This window comes from Inhella proteolytica (genome assembly GCF_016093275.1).
GTDB lineage: Bacteria > Pseudomonadota > Gammaproteobacteria > Burkholderiales > Burkholderiaceae_C > Inhella > Inhella proteolytica.
This window is the reverse complement of sequence record NZ_JAEDAK010000013.1, coordinates 23,645-48,763: the sequence shown is the minus strand read 5'-3', so window position 1 is coordinate 48,763 and position 25,119 is coordinate 23,645. Positions and strand designations below refer to the sequence as shown.

Here is a 25,119-nt window from a genome sequence, read left to right as displayed (position 1 = left end):
TTTTTTAGTTTTCTGCAGGCCGATCCAAATCGAAGGCCTTGTGCAGCGCGCGCACGGCCAGCTCCATGTACTTCTCGTCGATGACGACGGAGGTCTTGATCTCGCTGGTCGAGATCATCTGGATGTTGATGCCCTCTTCCGACAGGCAGCGGAACATCTTGGCGGCCACGCCCACATGGCTCTTCATGCCAATGCCCACGATGCTGACTTTGCAGATCTTCGGATCGCCCAGCACCTGCGCGGCGCCGGTGGCCGGTGCCACCTTGGTCTTCAGCAGATCGAGGCAGCGCGCGTAGTCGTTGCGGTGCACGGTGAAGCTGAAGTCGGTGCGGCCGTCGTGGCTGACGTTCTGGATGATGACGTCGATGTCGATGTTGGCATCGGCCACCGGGCCCAGGATCTGAAAGGCCACGCCCGGCTTGTCGGGCACGCCCAGCAGGGTCACCTTGGCCTCGTCGCGGTTGAAGGCGATGCCGGAGACGACAGCTTGTTCCATGTTTTCGTCCTCTTCAAAGGTGATCAGGGTGCCGGACTTGGCTTCCTCGTCGATCGGGATGTCCCAGGGCGTGAAGCTGGAGAGCACGCGCAGCGGCACGCGGTACTTGCCGGCGAATTCCACCGAGCGGATCTGCAGCACCTTGCTGCCCAGCGAGGCCATCTCCAGCATCTCTTCAAAGCTGATGGTGGCCATGCGGCGCGCCTCGGGCACGATGCGCGGATCGGTGGTGTAGACCCCGTCCACATCGGTGTAGATCAGGCATTCGTCGGCCTTCATCGCGGCCGCCACGGCCACGGCCGAGGTGTCGGAACCGCCACGGCCCAGCGTGGTGATGTTCCCTTCCTCGTCGATGCCCTGGAAGCCGGTGATGACGACGACGCGGCCCGCGGCGAGGTCGGCGCGCACCTTGGCGTCGTCAATGCTCTGGATGCGCGCCTTGGTGTAGCTGCTGTCGGTACGGATCGGAACCTGCCAGCCGCTGTAGCTGACGGCCTCCATGCCCTCGCTCTGCAGCGCGATCGACAGCAGGCCCACCGACACCTGCTCGCCGGTGGCGGCAATCGCATCGAGCTCGCGCTGGATCGGCGGCGTCACCACCTCGGGCGAGAGCTCTTTGGCCAGCCCGAGCAGACGATTGGTCTCGCCCGACATGGCCGAGGGCACCACCACCAGTTGGTGGCCGGCCCGCACCCATTTGGCGACCCGCTTGGCGACGTTGCGGATGCGCTCGGTGGAGCCCATGGAGGTGCCACCGTACTTGTGAACAATCAGGGCCATGATGTAACCGGGTTACGGGTTTCAGGCGGAAGAAGGCCCGATTCTAGGGATCCGCCCGGGAAAACCCGCTCCAGAGTTACTTCGTGGCGCGCGAAAGCTCCAGCCCGAGCACGCCCTTGCGCGAGTGCAGCCAGCCCCCCGGTGCCGGCCAGCGCCGGCCCAGGCCCTGCCATTCGCTCATCAGGCGGTCCAGCAGCGAGACGGGCACGCCCGCTGGCAGCTGCGGCGCCAGCCAGGCCGCCAGCACATTGCGCCGGCGCGCTGGCGGCAGCGCCGCCCAGGCGGCATGGCGCAGGCCGCCCTGCACGGTGCGGCAGGCGGGCAGGTCCAGCGCAGCCGCCTCGTCGGCCAGCTCGCGCGCCTGCGCCGCATGGCGCGCCACCTCTCCCAGCACCGTAACGGCCTGCGGAAACTGCGCCACCAGCACGGGCATCAGCTGCTGGCGCAGCCGGCTGCGCGCATAGCGCGGGTTCTGGTTGCTCGGGTCCTGCACAAAGGGCAGGCCAGCCGCCTCGACCAAGGCCTGCAAGGCCCGGCGCGGCCGCTGCAGCCAGGGCCGGCACCAGTGCAGGCCGGCGCTTTGCCACTGCGCCGGCATGGCGGCCAAGCCAGCCGGGCCGCCGCCGCGCAGGGCCTGCAGCAGCACGGTTTCGGCCTGGTCTTCGGCGTGTTGGCCAAGCAGGATCAAGCTGGCCCCCGCCGCCTTGGCCATCGTGGCCAGGGCCGCGTAGCGCTCGCGCCGCGCCCAGGCTTCCACGCTGTCGCCCGGCTGCGGTTGCCCTTGCAACCGGTACACCTGCAGCTCCACCGGCCAACCGGCGGCCCCAAGCTGGGCCGCCACGGCCTGCGCATGCGCCACCCAGGCATCGGCTTCGGGCTGCAGACCATGGTGGACATGCAGGGCCAGCACCCGCAAATGCAAAGCCACCGCCTGGCGGGCGGTGGCTAGCAAGAGTGCGGTGGAATCCAGGCCGCCGCTGAACGCGACGGCAACAGTGTCACCGGGCCTTGGTGTCGGTGTAACGGCCATAGGCCAGCAGGCGCTCCTGGCGGCGATTCAGCAGCTCGTCCACCTTGAGGTCACTGACTTGGCGCAGCGCATCGGTGAGCGCGCGCTTGAGCGAAGAGGCCATGCCCTTGGGGTCGCGGTGCGCGCCGCCCACAGGCTCGTTGACGATCTTGTCGATCAGGCCCATGGCCTTGAGTCGGTGCGCCGTGATGCCGAGCGACTCGGCCGCTTCGGCGGCACGGTCGGACGACTTCCACAGGATCGACGCGCAGCCTTCCGGCGAGATCACCGAATAGGCGCTGAACTGCAGCATCAGTACCTGGTCGGCCACGCCGATGGCCAGCGCACCGCCGGAGCCGCCCTCGCCGATGACGGTGGCGATCAGCGGCACTTCCAGCTGCGCGAATTCAAAGATGTTGCGGCCGATGGCCTCGCTCTGGCCGCGTTCCTCGGCGCCGATGCCGGGGTAGGCGCCCATGGTGTCGATGAAGCAGAACACCGGCAGACGGAATTTCTCGGCCAGCTTGGCCAGGCGCAGCGCCTTGCGGTAGCCCTCGGGGCGCGGCATGCCGAAGTTGCGCAGGGCGCGTTCCTTGGCGTCGGCGCCGCGCTGGTGGCCGATCACCATGCAGGCCTGGCCGTTGAAGCGGGCCAGGCCGCCCACGATCGCCAAGTCGTCGGCGAAATGACGGTCGCCGTGCAGTTCGACAAAGTCGGTGAAGAGTTCGCGGCAATAGTCCAGCGTCTGTGGGCGCTGGGGATGGCGGGCGATCTGGTAGATCTGCCAGGGCGCCAGGCCGGAATAGATGTCCTTGGTGAGCTGCTGGCTCTTCTTGGAGAGGCGGTCGATCTCTTCCGAGATGTCCACCGCCGACTCAGACTGCACGTAGCGCAGCTCGTCGATCTTGGACTCCAGCTCGGCAATCGGTTGCTCGAATTCGAGGAAGTGGCGTTTGCTCATGTCACAGATTCTCGCAGATGGAGGATTTGGATCCCCCCGGGCAAGCCGCAATCGACCGAACGGTCGGTCGAACGTTTCACCAACTCAGTACTCGACAGGCAAGGGATCCAGGCTGCGCCAGAGATACCAAGTGGCCACGGAGCGGAACGGCGCCCAGTTCTCACCCACCTCGCGCGCTTCGGCGCGGGACACCGGCTCGCCGGAAAAGTAGTTCACGCTGATGCCCTTGATGAGGCCGATGTCATCCAAAGGCAGCACGTTGGGGCGCATCAGATGAAAGATGAGGAACATTTCGGCCGTCCAGCGGCCGATTCCGCGAATCGCCACCAATTCCTCAATGATGGCTTCGTCGTCCATCTGCGCCCATTGGCGCACATGCACCTGGCCGGCCTGAAAGTGGTCGGCCAAGTCGCGCAGGTACTCGGCCTTGCGCACGGAAAGGCCAGCCTCGCGCAGCGCCGCCACTTCATGCCCCAGCACGGCGCCCGGCGCCAGCTTGTGGCTGGGGCCACCGACCAGACCCACGAAACGGTCCCAGACCGATTGGGCCGCCTTGACGGAAATCTGCTGACCAACGATCGAACGTGCCAGCGTGGTGAAGGCATCGCCCTTGTTCTGCAAGCGGGCTTCGCCGAACTGCGGGATGAGCTTCTTCATCACCCGGTCGCGCTTGGCCAGGTGCTTGCAGGCTTCGTCCCAGTACTCGGGCGTGACGCCCAGCTTGGGCGCCATCAGTTGGCCACCCAGCTGGTGCCTTCGGGGCCATCCTTCAGCGTGACGCCGTGGTGCGCCAGCTCGGCGCGGATGGCGTCGGCCTGGACGAAGTCGCGCGCCGCCTTGGCCGCCGCACGCGCCGCAATGCGCTCCTCGATCCAGGCGGCGTCAACCGCGGCGCCGCCCTGCAGGTAGTCACGCGGCACGCCTTGCAGGATGCCCAGGCTGGCGCCCAGCGTCTTGAGCAGCCCCGCCGCGGCCGGCGACGCGCTGCGGTTGACCTCGGCAGCCAGTTCGAACAGCACGGCCAGGGCTTGTGGCGTGTTGAAGTCCTCGTCCATGGCCGCCTTGAAGGCCGCGGCATGGCCCTGGCTCCAGTCGATGGCGTCCAGAGGCTGCGCGCTCACCGCGTCCAGTGCGGTGTAGAGCCGCCGCAGGGCTTGGCGGGCGTCCTCGATATGGGCGTCGCTGAAATTGAACGGACGGCGGTAATGCGTGCGCAGCATGAAGAAGCGCAGGGTCTCGCCGTCGTAGCGCTGCAGCACTTCGCGGATGGTGAAGAAGTTGCCCAGGCTCTTGGACATCTTCTCGTCATCGACGTTCAGGAAGCCGTTGTGCAGCCAGTAGCGGGCGAAGGGCAGGCCCGCGCCCTCCGACTGCGCGATCTCGTTCTCGTGGTGCGGGAACTGCAGGTCCATGCCGCCCCCGTGGATGTCGAAGGTTTCGCCCAGCGTGGCGCAGCTCATGGCCGAGCACTCGATGTGCCAGCCCGGCCGGCCCATGCTGTAGGGCGTGCCGGGGAACTTGGCGTCCTCGGGCTCTTCGGCCTTGGCGGCCTTCCAGAGCACGAAGTCAAGCGGATCGTGCTTGCCGCGGTCCACCTCCACGCGCTCGCCGGCGCGCAGGTCATCGAGCGACTTGCCGCTGAGCTTGCCGTAGCCCGGGAACTTGCGCACAGCGTAGTTCACGTCGCCGTTCTCGGCTCGGTAGGCCAGGCCTTTCTCCTCCAGGCGCTCGATCAGGCCGATCATCTGCGGAACGTAATCGGTCGCGCGCGGCTCGATGGTGGGCGTGGCAATGCCCAGTGCGCCAATGTCTTCGCGCATCGCCGCGATCATTTCATCGGTCAACGCACGGATGCCCATGCCGCGCTCGACCGCACGCTTGATGATCTTGTCGTCAATGTCGGTGATGTTGCGCACATAGGTGACGCGGTAGCCACTGGCCTGCAGCCAGCGGTACACCACGTCGAACGCCATCATCATGCGCGCATGCCCCACGTGGCACAGGTCGTAGATCGTCATGCCGCAGACGTACATCCCGGCTTCACCGGGAACCAGGGGCACGAAGTCTTCGACCGCTCGCGTGAGCGTGTTGTAGATGCGCAGGGACATGGGTCTTCGGAGGGGGCCCGGTGCGAAGACCGGGGAGGGTAGCGTGGGCCGGCGCGGGGGCAAGGCCGGAGCATCCCTAGGACGGAAACGGAACCGCCGCTGCGGCTCCCTAGAATGGCCGATCAGTATATCCAGCGCCCCCTCGCAGTTCGGGTGGCGCGCCCCTGCATGACGCTGTCGTTCCGACCCCTCTCCCTCCTCGCCCTGCTCTGGGCCCTGACCCTGCCGGCGCAGGCCCAGGGCGCGCTGGAACAGGCGCAATCGCATTGGTATGCCGGCCGTCAGACCGAGGCGGTGAACACCCTAGAAGCGGCCCTGACGGCCCAGCCGCGCGACGCCAAATTGCGCTTTGCACTGGCCTGGATGCGCCAGGAGCAGGGCCAGACCGGCAGCGCCGAGCAGTTGCTGCGGTCCCTGATCGAAGAATTCCCGGACCACAGCGAAGCGCAGAACAACCTCGCCGTCATCCTCGCGCAGCGTGGTGAGCTCGACGCCGCGCAGCAATTGCTGGAGCGTGCCGTGCAGTTGCACCCGGAGCATTGGCAAGCGCAGGAAAACCTCGGCGATCTGCTGCTGCGCCTGGCCCAACGCGCCTATCTGCGCGCCGCGCAATCGCCCGCACCCGGCGGCGTGCAACTCAAGCTCAAGCTTCTTGAACCCCTGCTGCGCGCCCCGCAGCGCTGAACCCATGCTTCGCAAACTTCTCCTCAGCTCCCTGCTGGCCCTGGCCCCGCTGGCTGCCAACGCCCAGACCGTGCTGCTCAAGACCAGCATGGGCGACATCCGCCTGCAGCTGGACGCCACCAAGGCGCCCAAGACCGTGGCCAACTTCCTGCAGTACGTGAAGGCCGGGCATTACAACGGCACGATCTTTCACCGCGTCATCGCCGACTTCATGATCCAGGGCGGCGGCTTCACACCGCAGATGCAGCAAAAGCCCACCCGCGCGCCGATTCCGATCGAATCGCGCAATGGCCTGTCGAACTTGCGCGGCAGCATCGCCATGGCGCGCACCGGCGACCCGAACTCGGCCACCGCGCAGTTCTTCATCAACGTGGTGGACAACCAGCGCCTGGATGCCGACATGTCGCCGGACGGCTTCGGCTACACGGTGTTCGGCAAGGTGGAGTCCGGCATGGAAGTGGTCGACAAGATCCGCGCCGTGCCCGTGGCCGACCGCGGCATGCACGGCAACGTGCCCGAAACCCCCATCCTCATCCTCAAAGCCAGCGTGGAGACCAAGAAATGAGCACCAAGCAAGTTGAACTGCACACCAACCAGGGCCTGATCCGCATCGAGCTGGATGCCGAGAAGGCGCCCATCTCGGCCGAGAACTTCCTCGGTTATGTGCGTCGCGGCCACTACGACGGCACGATCTTTCACCGCGTCATCAAGGGCTTCATGATCCAGGGCGGCGGCTTCACGGCCGAGATGCAGCAAAAGCCCACCGAAGCCCCGATCCAGAACGAGGCCAACAACGGCCTGAAGAACCTGAAGTACACGCTGGCCATGGCGCGCACCAACGCGCCGCACTCGGCCAGCGCGCAGTTTTTCATCAACACCGTGGACAACGACTTCCTCGACTTCAAGAGCGAGTCCTCGTCGGGCTGGGGCTATGCGGTGTTCGGCCGCGTCGTCGAGGGCCAGGGCATCGTCGACGCCATCGAGAAGGTGCGCACCGGCCGCTCCGGCTTCCACGAGAACGTCCCGGTCGAGCCCATCGTCGTCGAGAAGGCCGTCGAGGTCTGAGTCTGCTCATCGATCAGATCCAGGCGCCGCCCGCGTGGCGGCGCCTTGCTTTCATCTCCGACCTGCACCTCGGGCCGGACACGCCGAGAACCCAGCTGGCCTTGCAGCGCGCGCTGCAAGCACTGGATGCGGACGCGCTCTTCATCCTGGGCGACCTGTTCGAGGCCTGGGTGGGCGACGACGCCCGTGAACTGCCCTGGGCACAGGCCGTGGTGGCGCTGCTGAGCACCTGCGCCGCCACGCGTCCGGTGTATTTCCAGCATGGCAATCGCGACTTCCTGCTCGGCCCGGCAATGGCCGAGGCCTGCGGCCTGCAGTTGCTGGCCGAGGAGGTCTGTCTGCAGGCCTTCGGGCAGCGCGTCGTGCTGGTGCATGGCGACGCCCAATGTCTGGAGGACCGCCCCTACCAGGCCTTTCGGGCCCAGGTGCGGCAGCCGGCCTGGCAGCAGGGATTTTTGGCCCAGCCTCTGGCCACGCGCCTGCAGTTGGCGGCGCAGATGCGTGACGCCAGTCAGCAGGCCCAGGCGGACGGGCCCTATGCCGACCTGGACGCCCAGGCCTGCGCCGCCCTGCTGCAGCGCCACGCCGCCCTGACCCTGCTACATGGCCACACGCATCGCCCGGCCCGGCACGCACTGCCCGGCGGCGCCCAGCGCCTGGTGCTGAGCGACTGGGACCATGACCATGGCGGCACGCGCGGCGAAGTGATGCTCTTCAGCCCCCAGGGTTGGCAGCGCCTGCCGCAGCCATGAGCCTGTGGGCGCGCTGGCAGCGCTGGCGCGAGCAGCGGCAGCTGCAGCGCTTCGCGATTCCGGACGCGCTCTGGCACGCCCTGCTGGCCAACTACCCCTTCGTTGCTCGGCGCAGCGCCGCGGACCTGGCCGAATTGCGACGCCTGTGCAGCCTGTTCCTGGCCCGCAAGCGCTTCCACACCAGCGGCGGGCTGCAGCTGACCGATGCCATGGCGCTGGCGGTGGCAGCCCAGGCCTGCCTGCCGGTGCTGCGCCTGGATCTGGCGCTGTACGACGGCACGGTGGGCATCGTGCTGCACCCCGGTGAGGTGCTGGCCCCGCGCGAGGAAGTGGACGAGCACGGCGTGGTGCACCAGTGGGACGAAGTGCTCGCCGGCGAGGCCATGCCGGGCGGCCCCTTGATGCTGAGCTGGGAAGCGGTGCAGCAGGCCGACGACCCGGAACAGCCCGTCTTCAATGTGGTGGTGCACGAGTTCGTGCACCTGCTGGACCTGCGCCATGGCGGCGACGCCAACGGCCTGCCCGAGATCACCGACCCCGTCTTGCGCCAGCGCTGGCTGGCGGAGCTGCCGCTGGCCTGGGACCGCTTTGCGGACCGGGTGGCGCACCGCGAATCCAGCTGCATCGACCCCTATGGCAGCGCGGCCCTGGACGAATTCTTCGCCGTGGCGGCGGAGGCCTTTTTCGTGGCACCGCAGGAGCTGCGGGCCGAAGACCCGCCGCTCTACGCGCTGCTGGCCGCCTACTTCCGTCAGGACCCCGCCGACGCCTGAGCGCCGGCGGCCCCTCCTCAGCCCGCGGGCGCGGGCTCCGTGCTCCGGTCGGCCTTGCCCTTGCCCTTGCTGGGGGGGTTGGGCTGGATGTCGAGCTGCACCTGACCCTCGGCGTCGACGTCCACGGTCAGGCGACCGCCATCGACCAGACGACCGAACAGCAGCTCGTCGGCCAGGGCGCGACGGATGGTGTCCTGGATCAGGCGCTGCATCGGCCGCGCGCCCATCAGCGGGTCGAAGCCCTTCTTGCCCAGATGGCGCCGCAGCGCATCGGTGAAGGTGACCTCGACCTTCTTCTCGGCGAGCTGACCTTCGAGCTGCAACAGGAACTTGTCGACCACGCGCAGGATGATGGTTTCGTCCAGCGAGCGGAAGCTGATGATGCTGTCCAGGCGGTTGCGAAACTCCGGCGTGAACAGGCGCTTGATGTCGACCATCTCGTCACCCAGCTGGCGCTCGGTGGTGAAGCCGATGGTGGATTTCTGCAGCGCCTCGGCCCCCGCGTTGGTCGTCATGATGATGACCACATTGCGGAAGTCCGACTTGCGGCCGTTGTTGTCGGTCAGCGTGCCGTGGTCCATCACCTGCAGCAGCACGTTGAAGACGTCGGGGTGGGCCTTCTCGATCTCGTCGAGCAGCAGCACCGCGTGCGGCTTCTTCGTGACCGCCTCGGTCAGCAGGCCGCCCTGGTCGAAGCCCACATAGCCCGGGGGCGCGCCGATCAGGCGGCTCACCGTGTGGCGCTCCATGTACTCGGACATGTCGAAGCGGATCAGCTCGATGCCCAAAATAAAGGCGAGCTGCTTGGCCACCTCGGTCTTGCCGACGCCGGTGGGGCCGCTGAACAGGAAGGCGCCGATCGGCTTGTCGGGCTTGCCCAGGCCCGAGCGCGCCATCTTGATGCTGGCGGCCAAGGCCTCGATGGCGACGTCCTGCCCGAACACCGTGGCCTTGAGGTCGCGCTCCAGGTTGCGCAGCTTGCCGCGGTCATCGCTGTTGACGGTGGCCGGCGGAATGCGCGCGATCTTAGAGACGATGTCCTCGACCTCGTTGCGGGTGATGGTCTTCTTGCGCTTGCTGGCCGGCAGCACGCGCTGGGCCGCACCGGCCTCGTCGATGACGTCGATGGCCTTGTCGGGCAGGTAGCGGTCGTTGATGAATTTGGCCGACAGCTCGGCCGCGGCCTCGAGCGCACCGAGCGCGTACTTGACGGCGTGGTGCTCCTCGAAACGGCTCTTCAGGCCCTTCAGGATCTCGATGGTCTGGCTGACCGTGGGCTCCACCACATCGACCTTCTGAAAGCGCCGTGAGAGCGCCGCATCCTTTTCGAAGATGCCGCGGTACTCGGTGAAGGTGGTGGCGCCGATGCACTTCAGCTGGCCATTGGACAGCGCGGGCTTGAGCAGATTGCTCGCGTCAAGCGTGCCGCCGCTGGCCGCGCCGGCGCCGATCAGGGTGTGAATCTCGTCGATGAAGAGGATCGCACCCGGCTGGTCCTTCAGCTGCTTGAGCACGGCCTTGAGGCGCTGCTCGAAGTCGCCGCGGTACTTGGTACCGGCCAGCAGTGCGCCCATGTCGAGCGAGTAGACGGTGCTCTCGGCCAGCACCTCGGGCACTGCGCCTTCGGTGATGCGCCAGGCCAGGCCCTCGGCAATCGCCGTCTTGCCCACGCCGGCCTCGCCCACCAGCAGCGGGTTGTTCTTGCGGCGGCGGCACAGCACCTGGATGACGCGCTCGACCTCGTGTTCGCGCCCGATCAGGGGGTCGATGCGGCCTTCCTTGGCCGCCGCGTTCAGGTTGTGGGTGAACTGCTCCAGCGGCGAGGCCTTGCTGGCCTGGGCTTCGCCCTCCTCTTGCGGAGGCTGGCTGCCGCCCTCGCCTTCGGGCTTGCCTTCCGGGCCCTTGGGCGGCTCGGAGGCGTCCGTCTTGCGGATGCCGTGGGCGATGAAGTTCACCACATCGAGGCGCGTCACGCCCTGTTGGTGCAGGTAGTAAACGGCGTGCGAATCCTTCTCGCCGAAGATCGCCACCAGCACGTTCGCGCCGGTCACTTCCTTCTTGCCATTGCCAGTGCTCTGCACATGCATGATGGCGCGCTGGATGACGCGCTGGAACCCGAGCGTGGGCTGGGTGTCCACCTCCTCGGTGCCACCCACCGTGGGAGTGTTGTCCTTGATGAACTGCGCCAGGCTCTTGCGCAGGTCTTCGATCTGCGCTGCGCAGGCACGCAGCACCTCGGCCGCGGAGGGATTGTCAAGCAGAGCCATCAGCAGGTGCTCGACGGTGATGAATTCGTGGCGCTGCTGGCGTGCGTCCACGAAGGCCATGTGCAGGCTGACTTCGAGTTCCTGGGCAATCATGAGGGCTCCATGACGCATTGAAGGGGATGGCCGGCGCGCCTTGCGGCGTCCAGTACGAGTTCGACCTTGGTCGCCGCCACGTCTTTGGAGAACACCCCGCAGACGCCGCGACCCTCGTGGTGGATCTTCAGCATGATCAGCGTGGCGGAATCCAGGTCGTGCCGGAAATATTCCTGCAGCACCATGACGACGAACTCCATGGGCGTGAAGTCGTCGTTCAGCATCAGCACTTGGTACAGCCGCGGCGGCTCGGTGCGCTGGGCCTGGCGCTCGGCCACGACCGAGCCCGCGCCGTCATCCGGCGTGGGGGGCGTGGGCCCAGGGGGCTGCGCATGGAGAGACGGGGGCGAAAACATGGTTCGATTCTAGGGATCTCCCCTGCTCCCCATGGGGCGCTGGGGCATGGGACCTGCAATGGATTGTGCGCAGCATCACGCCCACCCGTTTAGCCGAGTTGGGGGGCCCAGGCGGGCTTTCAAGTCCTCTTCACCGGGGTGGGAACTGGGGTCTGCACCGATCGGGCTGGCCCGGAATTGACGCTCCAAAGACCGATTCCAACAATCGCGCGCTTTCTTTCGGCACCCAAGCTAGACCCGGAGATACACCATGGCGATAGGAACAGTGAAGTGGTTTAACGACGCCAAAGGCTTCGGGTTCATCGAACCGGAGGCCGGCGGCGCGGACGTATTCGCGCATTTCAGCGCCATCCAGATGGAAGGCTTCCGCACGCTGCGCCAGGGCAGCAAGGTGAGCTTTGAGACCATTGAAGGCCCCAAGGGCCTGCTGGCCCAGAACATCCAGCCCGTGGAGATGAGCCCGGCCTGAGCGGGTTCAGGTGGTGATCAGGGCGGTCGGCTCGGCCGCCCGGCGCGCCTGCAGGCTCGCGCTCCAGTCCAAGATCTCCAGGCGCCCATCCGGGTGCTCGGCCAAGGCGGTCAGGCTTTCCACCCAGTCGCCGTCGTTCGCATAGAGGATGCCCTCTATTTCGCGCAGCTCGGCGTGGTGGATATGCCCACACACCACGCCGTCCAGCCCCCGGGCGCGCGCCTCGCGCGCCACCGCGGCCTCGAAATCGTCCACATAGGCCACCGCGCGCTTGACCTTGAGCTTCAGGTAGCGCGAAAGGCTCCAGTACGGCAGCCCCAGGCGCGCGCGCGCCGAGTTCAGCCAGTGGTTCAGCGCCAGTGCGCGCGTGTAGGCCCAGTCGCCCAGATAGGCCAGCCATTTGGCGCACTGGATGACGCCGTCAAAGTGGTCGCCATGGGTGACCCAGAGCCGTCGCCCATCGGCCGTGGTGTGGATGGCCTCGGCCAGCACCTCGATGCCACCAAAGCTGTGACCCAGGTAGCGGCGCGCGAACTCGTCGTGGTTGCCGGGCACGAAGACCACGCGCGTGCCCTTGCGCACCTTGCGCAGGAGCTTTTGCACCACGTCGTTGTGCTGCTGCGGCCAGAACCACTGACGGCGCAGCTGCCAGCCGTCAATGATGTCGCCCACCAGATAGAGCGTCTCGCACTCCACCCGGCGCAGGAAATCCAGCAGCGCACCGGCCTGGCAGCCCGGGGTGCCGAGGTGCAGGTCGGAAATCCAGACCGTGCGCAGGCGCAGCTCGCCGGTTTCGTCGCCCTCCTGAGCGGGAGCGCCCAGCAGCGCGGAGGCCAGATCGGTGCGGACATCACAGGGCAGGTCGCGTCGCATGGCCCGTCATGCTGGGGGCCGATCAAGACGGCGCGATGACAGGCCGCAAGAGCGCCTGCCCCATGCGCAAGCGCTGCCCCGTGGTCACGCAGGGCTCGAAGCCGGGCGGCACGAAGACCACCAGGGTCGAGCCATGCTCGAACCAGCCCAGCTCCTGGCCGCGCCGCACCGGCACGTCACAGGGCAGGTCGCGCGGGCCGGCCCAGCGCAGGTGCAGCAGCACGTCCAGAAAGTGCAGGCGGATGCTGGCCACCAGGATGGCCGCCACCGGCACGAGGGCCATCGGCCGCCCATCGGCTAGGCGCAGGCGGATGCGCGCGCGCTCGTTGCGGCAGAACAGGCGCTCGATGCGCTTGAGCGCGATCGGGTTGACGTTCCAGGTGTCGCCGCTGAGGTAGCGCACCGCCTCGATGCACGCGTCAGCCGGGGCGTGGAAGCGGTGGTACATCGCCGAGGTCAGGCGCAGGGTCAGGTAATGGCCGCCCTCAAACTCGGCTGGCTCCTCGCTGCAGCCGAACAGCTCGGCCAACCGGTAGGGCATGCCCTTGGCCTGCAGCACCGTGCCCCGCTGCACCCGGCCGATGGCGCCCACAAGGGCATCGCAGGGGCTGATCAGCAGCGCCGGGTCGGGGGCTAGCGGGCGCGCGCCCTCCTTCAGTTCGCGGGTGAAGCAGGCGTGCAGGCTCTCGAAGCGCTGTTCCTTGGCCTCGCTCAGATCCAGCTCGGTGAACTGGCGCCAGACCCCGATCGAGAACCGCGTCAGCCAGGGGCTGCGGATCTTGCTGAAGCGGCCCATCGCTAGCGTCAGCCAGCGGCGCGGCAGGCGGTTGGTGAGCAGGAAATTGAGGTCTTCGTTCAGCAGCAAGCGCTCGCGCCAGCGGCGTGGCGCGGCTTGGGGGGTGGAGGTCATGAGCCTGTCAAGTCAGCGGCGTACACCGGCGGGCTTCACAGTGTCGGGAGCCGATATGACAGAACCGTGGACGCTCGCCCTGGCCCTTGCCACGGGCGGCGTGCTGGCACACAAGGCCTACCAGCGCGCCCAGCTCTCACTGGCCAAGCACCCCTCGCTGACCGGCCACGCCAAGATGGCGCGCCGCGTCAGCCGGCTGCTGCCGGGCTACCACCTGGAAGACACCCAGTTCTACGCGGCCGACGGCGCAGAGCCCGCCTTGCAGCAGCGCCGCCGCGCCGGCTTCGAGCGCCTGGCCACCACCTTGCGCGAGCGCCACCCGCGCAGCCTGGCACTCACCCAGCAGGCCCGCCCCTTCATCAGCGACCTGCAGTTCACCGGCGCCTACCGCGTGCCCCCGCCCTTCAGCCGCCAGGTGCGCGCGCAGCTGGGCCTGGGCGCCTTCCTGCAGCGGGCCGACGGCTTCATCCTGACCGACCTGGACGGCCAGGAGTTCTACGACCTGACCGGCAGCTACGGCGTCAATCTGTTCGGCCACGAGTTCTACAAGCGCTGCCTGGTGCAGGCGCAGGAGCGCGCGCTGGACCACGGCGTGCTGCTGGGCGCCTACCACCCGGCGGTGGCCGATGTGGCCCAGCGCCTGTGCCGGCTCTCGGGCATGGACGAGGTGAGCTTTCATATGTCCGGCACCGAGGCGGTGATGCAGGCCGTGCGCCTGGCGCGCTACCACACCGGCCGCGCCAAGCTGGTGCGCTTTTGCGGCGCGTACCACGGTTGGTGGGGCGATGTGCAGCCCGGGCCGGGCAACCCGGTGGCGGCCGAACACACCTATACGCTGCGCGACATGGACGAGCGCAGCTTGCGCGTGCTGCGCACCCGCAAGGACATCGCCTGCGTGCTGGTGAACCCGCTGCAGGCCCTGCACCCGAACGCAGCCGCGCCGGGCGACAGCAGCCTGATGGGCGCGCGCCGCCTGCAAGCGGCCGATCTGCAGGATTACGCCGACTGGCTGCGCCGTCTGCGCGAGGTCTGCAGCGCGCGCGGCATCGCGCTGATCTTCGACGAGGTGTTCGTGGGCTTTCGCCTCGGCCCGGGCGGCGCGCAGCAGCGCTTCGGCGTGCAGGCGGATCTGGTGACCTATGGCAAGACCCTGGGCGGCGGCCTGCCGGTGGGCGTGGTGTGCGGCAAGGCGGCCTGGATGAAGCGCTTCCGCGAGGACCGCCCGGCCGACATCTGCTTCGCGCGCGGCACCTTCAACGCCCACCCGCAGGTGGTGTGCGCCATGCAGGTGTTCCTGGAGCAGTTGGAGCGGCCCGAGATCCAGGCCCTGTACGAGGGCATGGACGCGCGCTGGAGCGGCCGCGCCCAGCGCCTGAACGCCGGCCTCGAGGCCGCCGGCTTCCCGGTGCGTGTGCAGCAGCTGGCCACGATCTGGGCGGTGGAATTCCTGCAACCCGGGCGCTACCACTGGATGCTGCAGTTCTACCTGCGCGAGCAGGGCCTGCTGCTGTCCTGGGTGGGCAGCGGACGCATCGTCTTCAGCCTGGATTACCGCGAGGCCGATTTCGACGCCGTCTGCGAACGCTTCCTGGCCGCCTGCGCCGCCATGCAGGCGGACGGCTGGTGGGAAGGCGCGCCGCCGGCCGGGCATCTGAAGCGCCGGCTGGTTCGTGAGCTGATTGGCGCCTGGCGCAATCGCTGATGGATCCAGTGCCACCGCGGAACCGACTTGGCCGGGCCGCTGGTGGCGCCCCCATGGGGGAGGCGGCCGGGACGGAGCTCCCGGCCGCTTCGGGGGGGGGTCAAGTCCGACGGGCGTGGTGCATGGGGTCGATGAGTTCGCCCTTCAGGAGGTAGAGCGGCGCTTTCCAGTACAGCAGCACATCGTGGAAGGGGTCGGTCAGGATCTTGCACATCCACACCAGGCCGGTCTGCACGTCGTACAGGTGGAACAGATGCACGGTGCGCATCAGGAGTCCCGTCACGCCCAGGGCCAGCCAGGCCAGGCCGACGTCGTGCCAATACCCGTTGAAGTCCGTCGCCGGCTCAATCCAGCCCCAGAGCGAAGGCTGCAGCCACAGCAACAGCGGCATGGCGGCCCAGGCCGACATCAGGAACACCTTGCGGCGCAGGTTGTAGCCCACCTTGATGGCTTCCTTGTGCTCGTGCGTGGCCTGGTTGACTTCGTCATAACCCTTGGGCTCGAAGAAGAAGTGGCCGGCCTGGCGCGAGCTCATCGACACCCCCCAGGCCAGCAGCGCGGCCAGCGCGGGGTCCTCAAAAAGCAGGCCGTAGGCGCACAGAAAGCTCAGCGCGCTGAGCAGGTGCAGGCTCTGGTTGATGCGGCTGTGGTGGTAGTAGCGGTGGTCGTCCCAGCGCTGGGTGCGCAGGGCTTGCAGGAATTCCGTCACAAAGGCTCCTGGGGGTTGTGGGTGCGGCATGCTCGGCAGCGCTGATGAAAAAGACGTGACGCCCGCTGTCACAGCGCTGTCGCAGGGGCGGCTGAGCATGGCCGCATGAACACCGCCGCCCGCACCGCCGCGCTGCTGGAACGCAGCCCCCTGTCCCCAGCCGCGCCGGACGCACTGGAGATCCTGCCGGCGCGCAGCGAGCACCGCTGGCTGCGCATCGCCCTCGTCACCGAGACCTATCCGCCCGAAGTGAACGGCGTGGCGGGCACGGTGGCGCGCATCGTCGAGGGCCTGCGCGAGTTCGGGCACGAGCTGCAGCTGGTGCGCCCGCGCCAGCACAAGGCCGAGCAGGCGCAGAGCGAGGCTGGCTTTGCCGAACTGCTGATGCGCGGCCTGCCGATCCCGCGCTACCCGCAGCTGCGCATGGGCCTGCCTGCCAAGCGCGCGCTGCTGCGGCGCTGGAGCTTCGAGCGGCCCGACGTGGTGCACATCGCCACCGAGGGGCCGCTGGGCTGGTCGGCCCTGCAGGCGGCGCGCCAGCTGCGCCTGCCGGTGCTGAGCGAGTTCCGCACCAATTTCCACGCCTACAGCCAGCACTACGGCGTGGGCTGGCTGCGCCACCCCATCCACGCCTACCTGCGCAAGTTCCACAACCAATGCCAGCGGACCCTGGTGCCCTCGGAGGACCTGCGCGCCACCCTGGCCGGCCAGCGCTTCGAGCGCCTGGCGGTGGTGGCACGGGGCGTGGACACCGAGCGCTTCCACCCCGGCCGCCGCGACCCCGCGCTGCGCGCGCAATGGGGCGCCGGGCCGGACAGCCCGGTGCTGCTCTGCGTGGGCCGGCTGGCGGCCGAAAAGAACCTGGAGCTGCTGCTGGACGCCTACGCCACGCTGCGTCAACGCGCCCCGCAGGCCCGCCTCGTGCTGGTGGGCGACGGCCCCGAGCGCGAACGCCTGCGCCAACGCTGCCCGGACGCGGTGTTCTGCGGCCTGCAGATCGGCACCGCGCTGGCGGCGCATTACGCCAGCGCCGACCTGTTCGCCTTTCCCAGCCTGACCGAGACCTTCGGCAATGTGGTGCCCGAGGCCCTGGCCAGCGGCCTGCCGGTCGTCGCTTTCGACTACGCGGCGGCCGCCAAGCTGCTGCGCGAGGGCCCGGCCGGCCGCCTGGTACCGCAGGGTCAGCCCACCGCCTTCTGCACGGCTGTGGCCGAACTGGGCAGCCAGCCGCCCGAACTGCAGCGCATGGCGCAGGCTGCCCGCGCCGTGGCCCTGCAACAGGGCTGGCCCGCCATCGTGGCGGGCATCGAGGCCCACTACCGCGAGCTGCTGTCGGGGCCCGAGGCGTGAAGGGGATGGCGCGTCACAGTGGTGTCACCGCCCCTGGCCAGCATCGCGGCTGTCCTGGGCTTCTCCTTCCCGCCTTGCACCCCGCCGCCCCGCTCACCCTGTTGTCCGTCAGCCGCGCCGACCCGCGCCTCAGCCAGCTGCTGCAGGCCGCCACCGCCAGCGGCGCCCTGGTGGCACACACCAGCGACCCCAGCCAGGCCCAGCGCTGGCTGGACACCCTGGCCCCCGACCTGTTGCTGGGCGACCCCCAGTTGCTGGAGCGCCTGCACCCACCCCCCTGCCCCGTCTTGGCCTGGGAGGGCGACCTGGAACAGACCTCCCGGCGCCTGGCCGCCTGGCTGCCCGAGCTGTGCGTGCGCCCTCAGCGCATCGTCTGCGGCGACATCGAGGCCGACCCCCAGGCCGGCGTGGTGCGCCTGCGCGGCGGCGACGGCCTGCGCCGCCAGGCTGCCATCCCGGCCCTGGAGCTGCGCCTGCTGGGCACCCTGCTGCGGCGCGCCGGGCGGGTGGTCAGCCGCCAGGAGCTGCTGGAAACCGTCTGGCCCGCCGAGGCCCGCCCCCTGCCCCGCACCGTGGACCAGACCGTGCGCCGCCTGCGCGTGGGCCTGCAGCCCCTGGGGTTGGATGGCCGGCTGCGCTCCCTGCGCGGCCTCGGTTACCGGTTTGATCCGGCTTAGCCCCAAATATTTCAGTTCCTCCCGGCGGCTGTCACAAAGCCGTCATTCAGCCTGCCTAGAGTGGCAGGCATCCACCCAACGACCCCAAAACGGAGTCTGCAATGCAACTGAACAAGCTGTTCGCCCTGCTGGGCCTGGCCGCCACCGCTTTCGCCGCCCAGGCGCAAGTCGTCAAGATCGACGGTTCGTCGACCGTGTTCCCGATCACCGAGGGCGTGGCCGAAGACTTCCAGAAGGTCAAGAAAGGTGCCGTCAAGGTCACCGTGGGCATTTCGGGCACCGGCGGCGGCTTCAAGAAGTTCTGCCGCGGCGAGACCGACATCAGCAACGCCTCGCGCCCCATCCTGGCCAAGGAAATGGCCGACTGCAAGGCGGCCGGCGTCGAGTACTACGAGCTGCCGGTGGCCTTTGATGCGCTGACCGTGGTCATCAACCCCCGCAACCCGTTCCTGAAGCAGATCACCGTTGAAGAACTGAAGAAGATCTGGGAACCGGCCGCCCAGGGCAAGGTGACGCGCTGGAACCAGGTCAACCCGGCCTGGCCGGATGCCCCGATCAAGCTGTTCGGCGCCGGCGCCGACTCGGGCACCTTCGACTACTTCACCGAAGCCATCAACGGCAAGAGCAAGGCCAGCCGCGGCGACTTCACCGCCTCGGAAGACGACAACGTGCTGGTGCAGGGCGTGAGCTCAGACATCAACGCCATCGGCTACTTTGGCTACGCCTACTACGCCGAGAACCAGGGCAAGCTCAAGGCCCTGCCGATCGTCAACCCCAAGGGCCAGGCCGTCGCTCCGAGCGAAGCCGCCGTGCTGGCCGGCACCTACGAGCCGCTGAGCCGCCCGATCTTCATCTACGTGAACGCCAAGTCCCTGGGCAAGCCCGAGGTCAAGGAGTTCGTCGAGTACATGATGAAGAACGCGGCCAAGATCGCCAAGGAAGTGAAGTACGTGCCGCTGCCGGCCAAGGCCTACACGGGCGGCCTGGAGCACCTGAACAAGGGCAAGAAGGGCACCGTGTTCGGTGGCAAGAACGAGGTCGGCATCACCATCGAGGAACTGCTGGCCCGCGAAACCGCCCTGTGATCGCACGCAGGCCCCCGGGCCTGCCGCAAAATGACAGCGACGTGACAACGGGCCCGGATTTCGCCATGCGGGCCCGCTGTTCTTTCTGGCGTCCTGTCGCCTCCCCGTTCCTAGGTATTCGCCATGGCCATCGCCCCACCTGATGCCCTGCCCAGCACCGCCACGCATTCGCCCCGCGGCGAAGCGCGGCTGGCCGAGTTCGCCGAATTGAAGAAGGCCCGCCAGCGCCGTGAACGCCTGATCGAAGCCGTGTTGTTCCTGGCCGCCAGCGTCTCGGTGCTCACCACCGTGGGCATCGTCTACATCCTGGTGCGCGAGTCGATCAGCTTCTTCAGCCACGTGTCGATCTGGGACTTCCTGACCGACAAGCAGTGGACACCGCTGTTCGACGACGCCCATTTCGGCATCTTTGTGCTGATGTCCGGCACCATCACCAGCTCACTGGTCGCGCTGGCCGTGGCCATTCCGCTGGGCACCGTGATCGCCATCTACCTGAGCGAGTTCGCCGGCCACAAGACGCGCGAAACGCTCAAGCCCCTGCTGGAGCTGCTCTCCGGCGTGCCGACCATCATCTACGGCTTCTTCGCGCTGCTGGTGGTGACGCCACTGCTGCAGAAGATCTTTCCCGAGCTGCCGGGCTTCAACGTGCTCTCGGCCGGCCTGGTGATGGGCGTGATGATCATTCCCTATGTGGCCTCGCTCTCGGAAGACGCGATGCGCGCCGTGCCCATGAGCCTGCGCGAGGGTGCCTATGCCATGGGCAGCACACGCTTCCAGACGGCCGTGAACGTGGTCGTGCCGGCTGCCTTCTCGGGCATCGCCTCGGCCTACATCCTGGGCATCAGCCGCGCCGTGGGCGAGACCATGATCCTGGCAGTCGCCGCCGGCATGCAGCCCACGCTGAGCTTCAACCCCATGGAGCCGGCCGCCACCATCACCAGCTTCATCGTGCAGGTGGCCCTGGGCGATCTGCCGCACGGCTCGATCGGCTACCAGACCATCTTCGCCGCCGGCCTGTCGCTGATGCTGCTGACCCTGTGCTTCAACCTGCTCGGCTACTGGCTGCGCAAGAAGTACCGCGAAGCGTATTGATTGGGGTTCGAAATGAACGCAGAAAAGACCCTGGCCATCCGGGCCATCATCCGCAAGGCACGGCGCTACGACCTGCTGGTCGCCCTGCTCGGGCTGCTGGCGCTGTCGATCGGCATCTTCACGCTGGCCGCGCTGTTCATCGACATGGCCGTCACCGGCGTGCCGCGCCTGACGGCCGACTTCTTCCTCAACTTCCCCTCGCGCCGCCCGGCCGAGGCCGGCATCCTCTCCAGCTGGGTGGGTTCGATCCTGGTGATGACGGTGACCGCCTTCGTGGCCGTGCCGCTGGGCATCGCCGGCGCCATCTACCTGGAGGAATACGCGCGCAAAAACTGGATCACGGATGTCATCGAGATCAACATCACGAATCTGGCCGGCGTGCCCTCCATCATCTACGGCCTGCTGGCGCTGGGCTTGTTCGTCTACACCTTCAAGCTGGGCCAGAGCATCCTGACCGCCGGCCTGACGCTGGCCCTGTTGATCCTGCCCATCGTCATCACCGCCACCCGCGAGGCCCTGCGCTCCATTCCGCAGCACATCCGCGAGGCGGCCTATGCCTGCGGCGCCTCGCAATGGCAGGTGGTGCAGCACCACCTGGTGAAGTACGCCACGCCCGGCATCCTGACCGGCGTGATCATCGGCATGAGCCGCGCCATCGGCGAGACCGCGCCCATCATCACCATCGGCGCGCTGACCTTCATCGCCTTCCTACCGCCCGCACCGGGCCAGATGAACATCGAGACCGGCCAGGCCGCCGGCCTGTTTGACTGGCTGTGGAGCCCCTTCACGGTGATGCCGATCCAGATCTTCAACTGGACCAGCCGCCCCGACCCGCGCTTCCACGAGAACGCCGCCGCGGCCGCCTTCGTGCTGGTGCTGATGACGCTCTCGATGAACGCCATTGCCATCTGGCTGCGCTACCGCCTCCGCAAAAACATCAAGTGGTGAACTGACTATGCCCTCCACCATCACCCTGCCGCAGAACCCGCCGCCGCTGAAGGCTCAGGCCAAGGACCTGGACTTCTATTACGGCGACTTCAAGGCGCTCAAGGGCATCAACATGCCCGTGTACGAGAACAAGGTCACCGCGCTGATCGGCCCCTCGGGCTGCGGCAAGTCGACCTTCCTGCGCTGCTTCAACCGCATGCACGATCTCTACCCGGGCCACCGCTACGACGGCAGCATCCACCTGCACCCGGACGAGGTCGACGTGCTGCACAAGAGCGTGGACCCGATCGAGGTGCGCATGCGCATCTCGATGGTGTTCCAGAAGCCCAACCCCTTCCCGAAGAGCATCTTCGAGAACGTGGCCTACGGCCTGAAGGTGCGCGGCGAAAAGAACCGCACCGTGCTGGAAGACAAGGTCGAGGCCGCGCTCAAGGGCGGCGCGCTGTGGAATGAGGTCAAGGACCGGCTGGACGACCTGGCGGTCAACCTCTCGGGCGGCCAGCAGCAGCGCCTGTGCATCGCCCGCGCCCTGGCCACCGACCCCGAGATCATCCTGTTCGACGAGCCCACCTCGGCGCTGGACCCGATTGCCACCGGCTCGATCGAGGAGCTGGTGGGCGAGATCAAGCATCAGGTCACGGTGCTGATCGTGACTCACAACATGCAGCAGGCGGCGCGCGTCTCCGACTACACCGCCTACATGTACCTGGGTGAGCTGATGGAGTTCGGCGAGACCAACGACATCTTCATGAAGCCCAAGCGCAAAGAGACCGAGGACTACATCACGGGTCGCTTCGGCTGATCCGAGGGAGCAAATCGATGAACGACAAACACCTCTCCACCCAGTTCGACGCCGAACTCAGCGCCATCTCCACCCGCGTGCTGGAGATGGGCGGCCTGGTCGAGCAGCAGGTGGCCCAGGCCGTCGACGCGCTGGCCAATCTGAGCGAGGAACGCGCCGGCGAGGTCATCAAGGCCGAGCAGCGCGTCAACCAGTTCGAGCTGGAGATCGACCGCGACCTCAGCTCCATCATTGCGCGCCGCCAGCCCACCGCGCGCGACCTGCGCTTGCTGATCGGCGTCTCCAAGACCATCGGCAATCTGGAGCGCGTGGGGGACGAAGCCGCCCGCATCGCCCGTACGGTGCAACGCCTGATCGCCACCGGCATGCACGGCCGCCTGTTCCCGACCACGCAGATGACGCTGGAGGCCAAGCTGGCTACCACCTCGTTGCGCCGCGCGCTGGATGCCTTCGCCCGCCTGGACGTGAACCTGGCGATGGAAGTCATCAAGCAGGACAACGAAATCGACGCCGAGTTCGACGGCCTGCTGCGCAAGCTCATCACCTACATGATGGAAGACCCGCGCACCATCACCGCCTCGATCGACCTGGTGTTCGTGGCCAAGGCCCTGGAGCGGGTGGGCGACCACGCCAAGAACCTGGCCGAGCAGGTGATCTACATCGCCAAGGGCACCGACGTGCGCCACACCCCGCCCGAGGGCCTGGCCTCGGCGGTGTCCTGAGCAGGACCTCCGCAAGCATGGGACGCATCCTGGTTGTTGAAGACGAGCCGGCCATCGCCGAGCTCATCGCCCTGCACCTGCGCCACGAGGGCCACGAGGTGCGGGTGGCCGACTCCTCGGCGGCGGCCCAGCAGGCCCTGCTGGAGCAGCTGCCCGATCTGGTGGTGCTGGACTGGATGCTGCCGGGCGAGCCCGGCGTGGTGCTGCCGCGGCGCTGGCGCGCCGAGGCGCGCACCAAGCATCTGCCCATCATCATGCTCACCGCCCGCGCCCAGGAGAGCGACAAGGTCCAGGGCCTGGACGCCGGCGCGGACGACTACCTCAGCAAGCCCTTCTCGCCCGCCGAGCTGATGGCGCGCATCCGCGCCCTGCTGCGCCGCAAGGTGCCCGAGGCGCTGGAGGCGCCGGTAGAAATCGGCCCGCTGAAGCTGGACCCGAGCGCACGCCGCGTGTTCAGCGGCAGTGCCGAAGTGCAGCTCGGCCCCACCGAGTTCCGGCTGCTGCGCTACCTGATGACGCACCCGGAGCGCGTGCACAGCCGTGCACAGCTGCTTGACAAGGTCTGGGGCGACCATGTGTTCATCGAGGAACGCACGGTGGACGTGCACATCAAGCGCCTGCGCGATGCCCTGCACCCGGCCGGCTGCGCCCAGCTGATCGAAACCGTGCGCGGCGCCGGTTACCGATTGACACGACAAGTGGCCAACGCCTGACTTTCGCCATTCGGCGGCCTGGCTCTAAGCTGCCGGTCATGCTGAATCCCAAGTTCACGCTGCGCACTCAGGTTGCGCTTCTGTTTGGTGGTCTTGTCGGTCTGGTGGCGGGTGGCCTCAGTTTGTGGCTGGCTGAAGGGCTGGCCGAGCAGGCGCTACGCGACCAGGGCACCACCCTCCAAACCCTGGCCACCAGCACGGCCGTGGTGTTTTCCGAGGGCCTGCATGAGCGGCAGCGGGAGATTGAGTTGCTGGCCGACGACCCCCCGCCGGGCGCCGGTCTGACCCCGCAGCATTGGCAGCCCGCGCTGGATCGCCTTCAGCGCAGCCGAACACACTATTCCTGGATCGGATTGGCCGACCATCAAGGCCAGGTCCTGGCGGCGAGCGGCGGGTTGCTGGTCGGACAAAACGTGGCCAGCCGTCCCTGGTTCCAGGCCGCACTGAGCCAGCCTTTTACCGGGGATGTACACGCTGCCAAGATGTTGACGACGCTGCTGGCGCCGTCCGCCACAGGCGAACCGCTTCGCTTCTTGGATTTCGCAGCGCCAATTCGAGATCCTGCGGGGGGCACGATCGCAGTGCTGGGCGTCCATGCAAGCTGGGACTGGGCGACCGAAGTCATCAACAGCCTCCGCAGCGATGCCCTGTACCAGCAAGGCGTGCGGGTTTTTGTGCTGGACCGCGCCGGGAAGGTCATCCATCGCCCGCGCGATGCCACTGCGGACGAGGCACCTCCGCGTCCGTTGCCGCGCGGCTTGGCCCAGGTCTGGCGGTGGTCGGACGGCAAGCGCTACCTCAGTGCCTCTACCCCGGTGCCCGCACGCGAGATCACCGGCGATCTGGGCTGGACGGTAGTGACCCGCCAGCCCCTGGCGCGCGCCGCGCAGGGCGCCGAACAGGCGCGCCGGCAGGCCCTGCTGGCGGGCGCGCTGGCCGCGCTGCTCGGCCTGCTGCTGGCGGGTTGGCTGGCCGGGCGCTTCAGCCGGCCGCTGCAACGCATGGCCGAAGCGGCCCGCCGCGTGGAAGCGGGCCAGCAGGGCGTGCAGATCCCCGAGGAACACCACTCTTTGGAGGTGGAGCAGCTCAGCAGCGCGCTGCGCGGCATGCAGCAGGCCTTGCTGGGGCGCGAGGCCGAGCTGGAACAGCGCGTGCAACTGCGCACCGCCGAGCTGGAGCAGGCCCATGCCGAGCTGAGCCAGGCCAATGCCGTACTCAGCGCCATGGCGCTGAACGACGCGCTGACCGGCCTGCCCAACCGCCGGGCGGCAGATGCGCGCCTGGAAATGGAGTTCCAGCGCCACCGCCGCAACGGCCAGGCCCTGGCGCTGGGTTTGATTGACATCGACCGCTTCAAGTCCGTCAACGACCGCTATGGCCACGCGGGGGGCGACGAGGTGCTGCAACGCGTGGCCCGGGTGCTGGCCGCGGCCGTGCGGCGCACCGATTTCCTGGCCCGCTTCGGTGGCGAGGAGTTCCTGGTTCTGATGCCCGAGACCCCACAGGAAGGCGCACGCCAGCTCGCCGAGCGCCTGCGTCAGGCGGTGGAAGACAGCGAAGGCCCACCCGTGAAAGTGACGCTGAGCCTGGGCCTGTGCTACGGCGCCCAGATGCATGCCAGCGTGGCCGCCGCCCTGCAGGCGGCCGATGAGGCGCTCTACGCCGCCAAGCAGGGCGGCCGCAACCGTGTGGAGCAGGCGCCGCCGGGCCAGCAGCCCTGAGG

Annotated in this window: 26 protein-coding genes; 16 read left to right on the top strand and 10 right to left on the bottom strand. The window is 67.9% G+C overall.

Features of this window, described 5'->3' with window-relative positions; all coding sequences use genetic code 11:
• Nucleotides 1-4: 4 nt before the first annotated feature.
• From I7X39_RS16950 to cysS, 5 genes are all read right to left on the bottom strand, one after another.
• On the bottom strand, nt 5-1,276 hold the full coding sequence (locus I7X39_RS16950; RefSeq protein WP_198112354.1) for an aspartate kinase: 1,272 nt from the start codon (nt 1,274-1,276) through the stop codon (nt 5-7).
• A 76-nt stretch (nt 1,277-1,352) separates the two neighbouring features.
• Nucleotides 1,353-2,306, bottom strand: a complete 954-nt coding sequence (tilS, locus tag I7X39_RS16945) for a tRNA lysidine(34) synthetase TilS (protein WP_198112353.1) — start codon at nt 2,304-2,306, stop codon at nt 1,353-1,355.
• Nucleotides 2,275-3,246, bottom strand: a complete 972-nt coding sequence (locus I7X39_RS16940) for an acetyl-CoA carboxylase carboxyltransferase subunit alpha (RefSeq protein ID WP_198112352.1) — start codon at nt 3,244-3,246, stop codon at nt 2,275-2,277. Before I7X39_RS16940 ends, tilS begins: the two co-directional genes overlap by 32 nt.
• 84 nt (nt 3,247-3,330) lie before the next feature.
• Nucleotides 3,331-3,978, bottom strand: a complete 648-nt coding sequence (locus I7X39_RS16935; RefSeq protein ID WP_198112351.1) for a DNA-3-methyladenine glycosylase family protein — start codon at nt 3,976-3,978, stop codon at nt 3,331-3,333.
• The gene (cysS, locus tag I7X39_RS16930; RefSeq protein WP_198112350.1) at nt 3,978-5,354 is read right to left on the bottom strand and encodes a cysteine--tRNA ligase; all 1,377 of its coding nucleotides are present in this window, start codon (nt 5,352-5,354) and stop codon (nt 3,978-3,980) included. The genes I7X39_RS16935 and cysS overlap by 1 nt, the downstream gene beginning before the upstream one ends.
• A 168-nt stretch (nt 5,355-5,522) precedes the next feature.
• On the opposite strand from cysS, the gene I7X39_RS16925 reads away from it, so the two are divergent.
• Genes I7X39_RS16925 through I7X39_RS16905 form a run of 5 tightly spaced genes read left to right on the top strand, consistent with a single transcriptional unit; the run spans nt 5,523 to nt 8,628 of the window.
• A complete protein-coding gene (locus tag I7X39_RS16925; protein WP_198112349.1) occupies nt 5,523-6,038 on the top strand; it encodes a tetratricopeptide repeat protein in 516 nt (171 codons plus the stop codon).
• A gap of 4 nt (nt 6,039-6,042) precedes the next feature.
• A complete protein-coding gene (locus I7X39_RS16920) occupies nt 6,043-6,603 on the top strand; it encodes a peptidylprolyl isomerase (protein WP_198112348.1) in 561 nt (186 codons plus the stop codon).
• Nucleotides 6,600-7,103 (top strand): peptidylprolyl isomerase, encoded by a 504-nt coding sequence (locus tag I7X39_RS16915; protein ID WP_198112347.1) that lies wholly within the window; start codon nt 6,600-6,602, stop codon nt 7,101-7,103. Before I7X39_RS16920 ends, I7X39_RS16915 begins: the two co-directional genes overlap by 4 nt.
• Nucleotides 7,100-7,855 (top strand): UDP-2,3-diacylglucosamine diphosphatase, encoded by a 756-nt coding sequence (locus I7X39_RS16910; protein ID WP_198112426.1) that lies wholly within the window; start codon nt 7,100-7,102, stop codon nt 7,853-7,855. The genes I7X39_RS16915 and I7X39_RS16910 overlap by 4 nt, the downstream gene beginning before the upstream one ends.
• Nucleotides 7,852-8,628 (top strand): M90 family metallopeptidase, encoded by a 777-nt coding sequence (locus I7X39_RS16905; RefSeq protein ID WP_198112346.1) that lies wholly within the window; start codon nt 7,852-7,854, stop codon nt 8,626-8,628. Before I7X39_RS16910 ends, I7X39_RS16905 begins: the two co-directional genes overlap by 4 nt.
• 17 nt (nt 8,629-8,645) lie before the next feature.
• Here the strand turns inward: I7X39_RS16905 and clpA are convergent, their stop codons facing one another.
• Together clpA and clpS are read right to left on the bottom strand one after the other, a co-directional pair.
• Entirely contained in the window at nt 8,646-10,988 is a 2,343-nt protein-coding gene (gene clpA / locus I7X39_RS16900; protein ID WP_198112345.1) for an ATP-dependent Clp protease ATP-binding subunit ClpA, read from the bottom strand.
• Nucleotides 10,985-11,344, bottom strand: a complete 360-nt coding sequence (clpS, locus tag I7X39_RS16895; RefSeq protein ID WP_198112344.1) for an ATP-dependent Clp protease adapter ClpS — start codon at nt 11,342-11,344, stop codon at nt 10,985-10,987. The genes clpA and clpS overlap by 4 nt, the downstream gene beginning before the upstream one ends.
• Nucleotides 11,345-11,594: 250 nt before the next feature.
• Between clpS and I7X39_RS16890 the strand changes: the two genes are divergently transcribed.
• Nucleotides 11,595-11,813 (top strand): cold-shock protein, encoded by a 219-nt coding sequence (locus I7X39_RS16890; protein ID WP_198112343.1) that lies wholly within the window; start codon nt 11,595-11,597, stop codon nt 11,811-11,813.
• 6 nt (nt 11,814-11,819) lie between these two features.
• Here I7X39_RS16890 and I7X39_RS16885 read toward each other — a convergent pair whose 3' ends face one another.
• Entirely contained in the window at nt 11,820-12,686 is an 867-nt protein-coding gene (locus I7X39_RS16885; protein WP_198112342.1) for a UDP-2,3-diacylglucosamine diphosphatase, read from the bottom strand.
• 22 nt (nt 12,687-12,708) lie between these two features.
• Entirely contained in the window at nt 12,709-13,596 is an 888-nt protein-coding gene (gene asd / locus I7X39_RS16880; protein WP_198112341.1) for an archaetidylserine decarboxylase, read from the bottom strand.
• Nucleotides 13,597-13,651: 55 nt separating this feature from the next.
• Here asd and I7X39_RS16875 point away from each other — a divergent pair, with 55 nt between their 5' ends.
• Nucleotides 13,652-15,298, top strand: a complete 1,647-nt coding sequence (locus tag I7X39_RS16875) for an aminotransferase class III-fold pyridoxal phosphate-dependent enzyme (protein ID WP_198112340.1) — start codon at nt 13,652-13,654, stop codon at nt 15,296-15,298.
• Nucleotides 15,299-15,398: 100 nt separating this feature from the next.
• Here I7X39_RS16875 and I7X39_RS16870 read toward each other — a convergent pair whose 3' ends face one another.
• Nucleotides 15,399-16,007, bottom strand: coding sequence for a hypothetical protein (locus I7X39_RS16870; protein ID WP_198112339.1), 609 nt, complete (start codon nt 16,005-16,007; stop codon nt 15,399-15,401).
• Between the two features lie 105 nt (nt 16,008-16,112).
• Between I7X39_RS16870 and I7X39_RS16865 the strand changes: the two genes are divergently transcribed.
• The 9 genes from I7X39_RS16865 to I7X39_RS16825 all read left to right on the top strand — a co-directional run bounded on the left by I7X39_RS16865 (nt 16,113) and on the right by I7X39_RS16825 (nt 25,117).
• The gene (locus I7X39_RS16865; protein ID WP_198112338.1) at nt 16,113-17,357 is read left to right on the top strand and encodes a glycosyltransferase family 4 protein; all 1,245 of its coding nucleotides are present in this window, start codon (nt 16,113-16,115) and stop codon (nt 17,355-17,357) included.
• 74 nt (nt 17,358-17,431) lie between these two features.
• Nucleotides 17,432-18,034: a winged helix-turn-helix domain-containing protein gene (locus I7X39_RS16860; protein WP_198112337.1), complete on the top strand. Its 603-nt coding sequence runs from the start codon at nt 17,432-17,434 to the stop codon at nt 18,032-18,034.
• Nucleotides 18,035-18,135: 101 nt separating this feature from the next.
• A complete protein-coding gene (locus tag I7X39_RS16855) occupies nt 18,136-19,119 on the top strand; it encodes a PstS family phosphate ABC transporter substrate-binding protein (protein WP_198112336.1) in 984 nt (327 codons plus the stop codon).
• 123 nt (nt 19,120-19,242) lie between these two features.
• The gene (gene pstC, locus I7X39_RS16850) at nt 19,243-20,211 is read left to right on the top strand and encodes a phosphate ABC transporter permease subunit PstC (RefSeq protein ID WP_198112335.1); all 969 of its coding nucleotides are present in this window, start codon (nt 19,243-19,245) and stop codon (nt 20,209-20,211) included.
• 12 nt (nt 20,212-20,223) lie between these two features.
• Nucleotides 20,224-21,159 (top strand): phosphate ABC transporter permease PstA, encoded by a 936-nt coding sequence (gene pstA, locus I7X39_RS16845; RefSeq protein WP_198112334.1) that lies wholly within the window; start codon nt 20,224-20,226, stop codon nt 21,157-21,159.
• A 7-nt stretch (nt 21,160-21,166) separates the two neighbouring features.
• Nucleotides 21,167-21,961 carry a phosphate ABC transporter ATP-binding protein PstB gene (gene pstB / locus I7X39_RS16840; protein ID WP_198112333.1) on the top strand — a complete coding sequence of 265 codons (795 nt, stop codon included), beginning with the start codon at nt 21,167-21,169 and terminating at the stop codon, nt 21,959-21,961.
• Nucleotides 21,962-21,978: 17 nt separating this feature from the next.
• Nucleotides 21,979-22,683 (top strand): phosphate signaling complex protein PhoU, encoded by a 705-nt coding sequence (gene phoU, locus I7X39_RS16835; protein ID WP_198112332.1) that lies wholly within the window; start codon nt 21,979-21,981, stop codon nt 22,681-22,683.
• Nucleotides 22,684-22,700: 17 nt separating this feature from the next.
• The gene (gene phoB, locus I7X39_RS16830) at nt 22,701-23,396 is read left to right on the top strand and encodes a phosphate regulon transcriptional regulator PhoB (RefSeq protein ID WP_198112331.1); all 696 of its coding nucleotides are present in this window, start codon (nt 22,701-22,703) and stop codon (nt 23,394-23,396) included.
• 38 nt (nt 23,397-23,434) lie between these two features.
• Nucleotides 23,435-25,117, top strand: coding sequence for a sensor domain-containing diguanylate cyclase (locus tag I7X39_RS16825; RefSeq protein ID WP_198112330.1), 1,683 nt, complete (start codon nt 23,435-23,437; stop codon nt 25,115-25,117).
• Nucleotides 25,118-25,119: the final 2 nt, after the last annotated feature.

What these genes read in the sequence shown, in the direction of transcription:
- I7X39_RS16950 (WP_198112354.1), bottom strand. Translation starts at nt 1,276, where the DNA reads ATGGCCCTGATTGTTCACAAGTACGGTGGCACCTCCATGGGCTCCACC.
- tilS (WP_198112353.1), bottom strand. Translation starts at nt 2,306, where the DNA reads ATGGCCGTTACACCGACACCAAGGCCCGGTGACACTGTTGCCGTCGCG.
- I7X39_RS16940 (WP_198112352.1), bottom strand. Translation starts at nt 3,246, where the DNA reads ATGAGCAAACGCCACTTCCTCGAATTCGAGCAACCGATTGCCGAGCTG.
- I7X39_RS16935 (WP_198112351.1), bottom strand. Translation starts at nt 3,978, where the DNA reads ATGGCGCCCAAGCTGGGCGTCACGCCCGAGTACTGGGACGAAGCCTGC.
- cysS (WP_198112350.1), bottom strand. Translation starts at nt 5,354, where the DNA reads ATGTCCCTGCGCATCTACAACACGCTCACGCGAGCGGTCGAAGACTTC.
- I7X39_RS16925 (WP_198112349.1), top strand. Translation starts at nt 5,523, where the DNA reads ATGACGCTGTCGTTCCGACCCCTCTCCCTCCTCGCCCTGCTCTGGGCC.
- I7X39_RS16920 (WP_198112348.1), top strand. Translation starts at nt 6,043, where the DNA reads ATGCTTCGCAAACTTCTCCTCAGCTCCCTGCTGGCCCTGGCCCCGCTG.
- I7X39_RS16915 (WP_198112347.1), top strand. Translation starts at nt 6,600, where the DNA reads ATGAGCACCAAGCAAGTTGAACTGCACACCAACCAGGGCCTGATCCGC.
- I7X39_RS16905 (WP_198112346.1), top strand. Translation starts at nt 7,852, where the DNA reads ATGAGCCTGTGGGCGCGCTGGCAGCGCTGGCGCGAGCAGCGGCAGCTG.
- clpA (WP_198112345.1), bottom strand. Translation starts at nt 10,988, where the DNA reads ATGATTGCCCAGGAACTCGAAGTCAGCCTGCACATGGCCTTCGTGGAC.
- clpS (WP_198112344.1), bottom strand. Translation starts at nt 11,344, where the DNA reads ATGTTTTCGCCCCCGTCTCTCCATGCGCAGCCCCCTGGGCCCACGCCC.
- I7X39_RS16890 (WP_198112343.1), top strand. Translation starts at nt 11,595, where the DNA reads ATGGCGATAGGAACAGTGAAGTGGTTTAACGACGCCAAAGGCTTCGGG.
- I7X39_RS16885 (WP_198112342.1), bottom strand. Translation starts at nt 12,686, where the DNA reads ATGCGACGCGACCTGCCCTGTGATGTCCGCACCGATCTGGCCTCCGCG.
- asd (WP_198112341.1), bottom strand. Translation starts at nt 13,596, where the DNA reads ATGACCTCCACCCCCCAAGCCGCGCCACGCCGCTGGCGCGAGCGCTTG.
- I7X39_RS16875 (WP_198112340.1), top strand. Translation starts at nt 13,652, where the DNA reads ATGACAGAACCGTGGACGCTCGCCCTGGCCCTTGCCACGGGCGGCGTG.
- I7X39_RS16865 (WP_198112338.1), top strand. Translation starts at nt 16,113, where the DNA reads ATGAACACCGCCGCCCGCACCGCCGCGCTGCTGGAACGCAGCCCCCTG.
- I7X39_RS16855 (WP_198112336.1), top strand. Translation starts at nt 18,136, where the DNA reads ATGCAACTGAACAAGCTGTTCGCCCTGCTGGGCCTGGCCGCCACCGCT.
- pstC (WP_198112335.1), top strand. Translation starts at nt 19,243, where the DNA reads ATGGCCATCGCCCCACCTGATGCCCTGCCCAGCACCGCCACGCATTCG.
- pstA (WP_198112334.1), top strand. Translation starts at nt 20,224, where the DNA reads ATGAACGCAGAAAAGACCCTGGCCATCCGGGCCATCATCCGCAAGGCA.
- pstB (WP_198112333.1), top strand. Translation starts at nt 21,167, where the DNA reads ATGCCCTCCACCATCACCCTGCCGCAGAACCCGCCGCCGCTGAAGGCT.
- phoU (WP_198112332.1), top strand. Translation starts at nt 21,979, where the DNA reads ATGAACGACAAACACCTCTCCACCCAGTTCGACGCCGAACTCAGCGCC.
- phoB (WP_198112331.1), top strand. Translation starts at nt 22,701, where the DNA reads ATGGGACGCATCCTGGTTGTTGAAGACGAGCCGGCCATCGCCGAGCTC.
- I7X39_RS16825 (WP_198112330.1), top strand. Translation starts at nt 23,435, where the DNA reads ATGCTGAATCCCAAGTTCACGCTGCGCACTCAGGTTGCGCTTCTGTTT.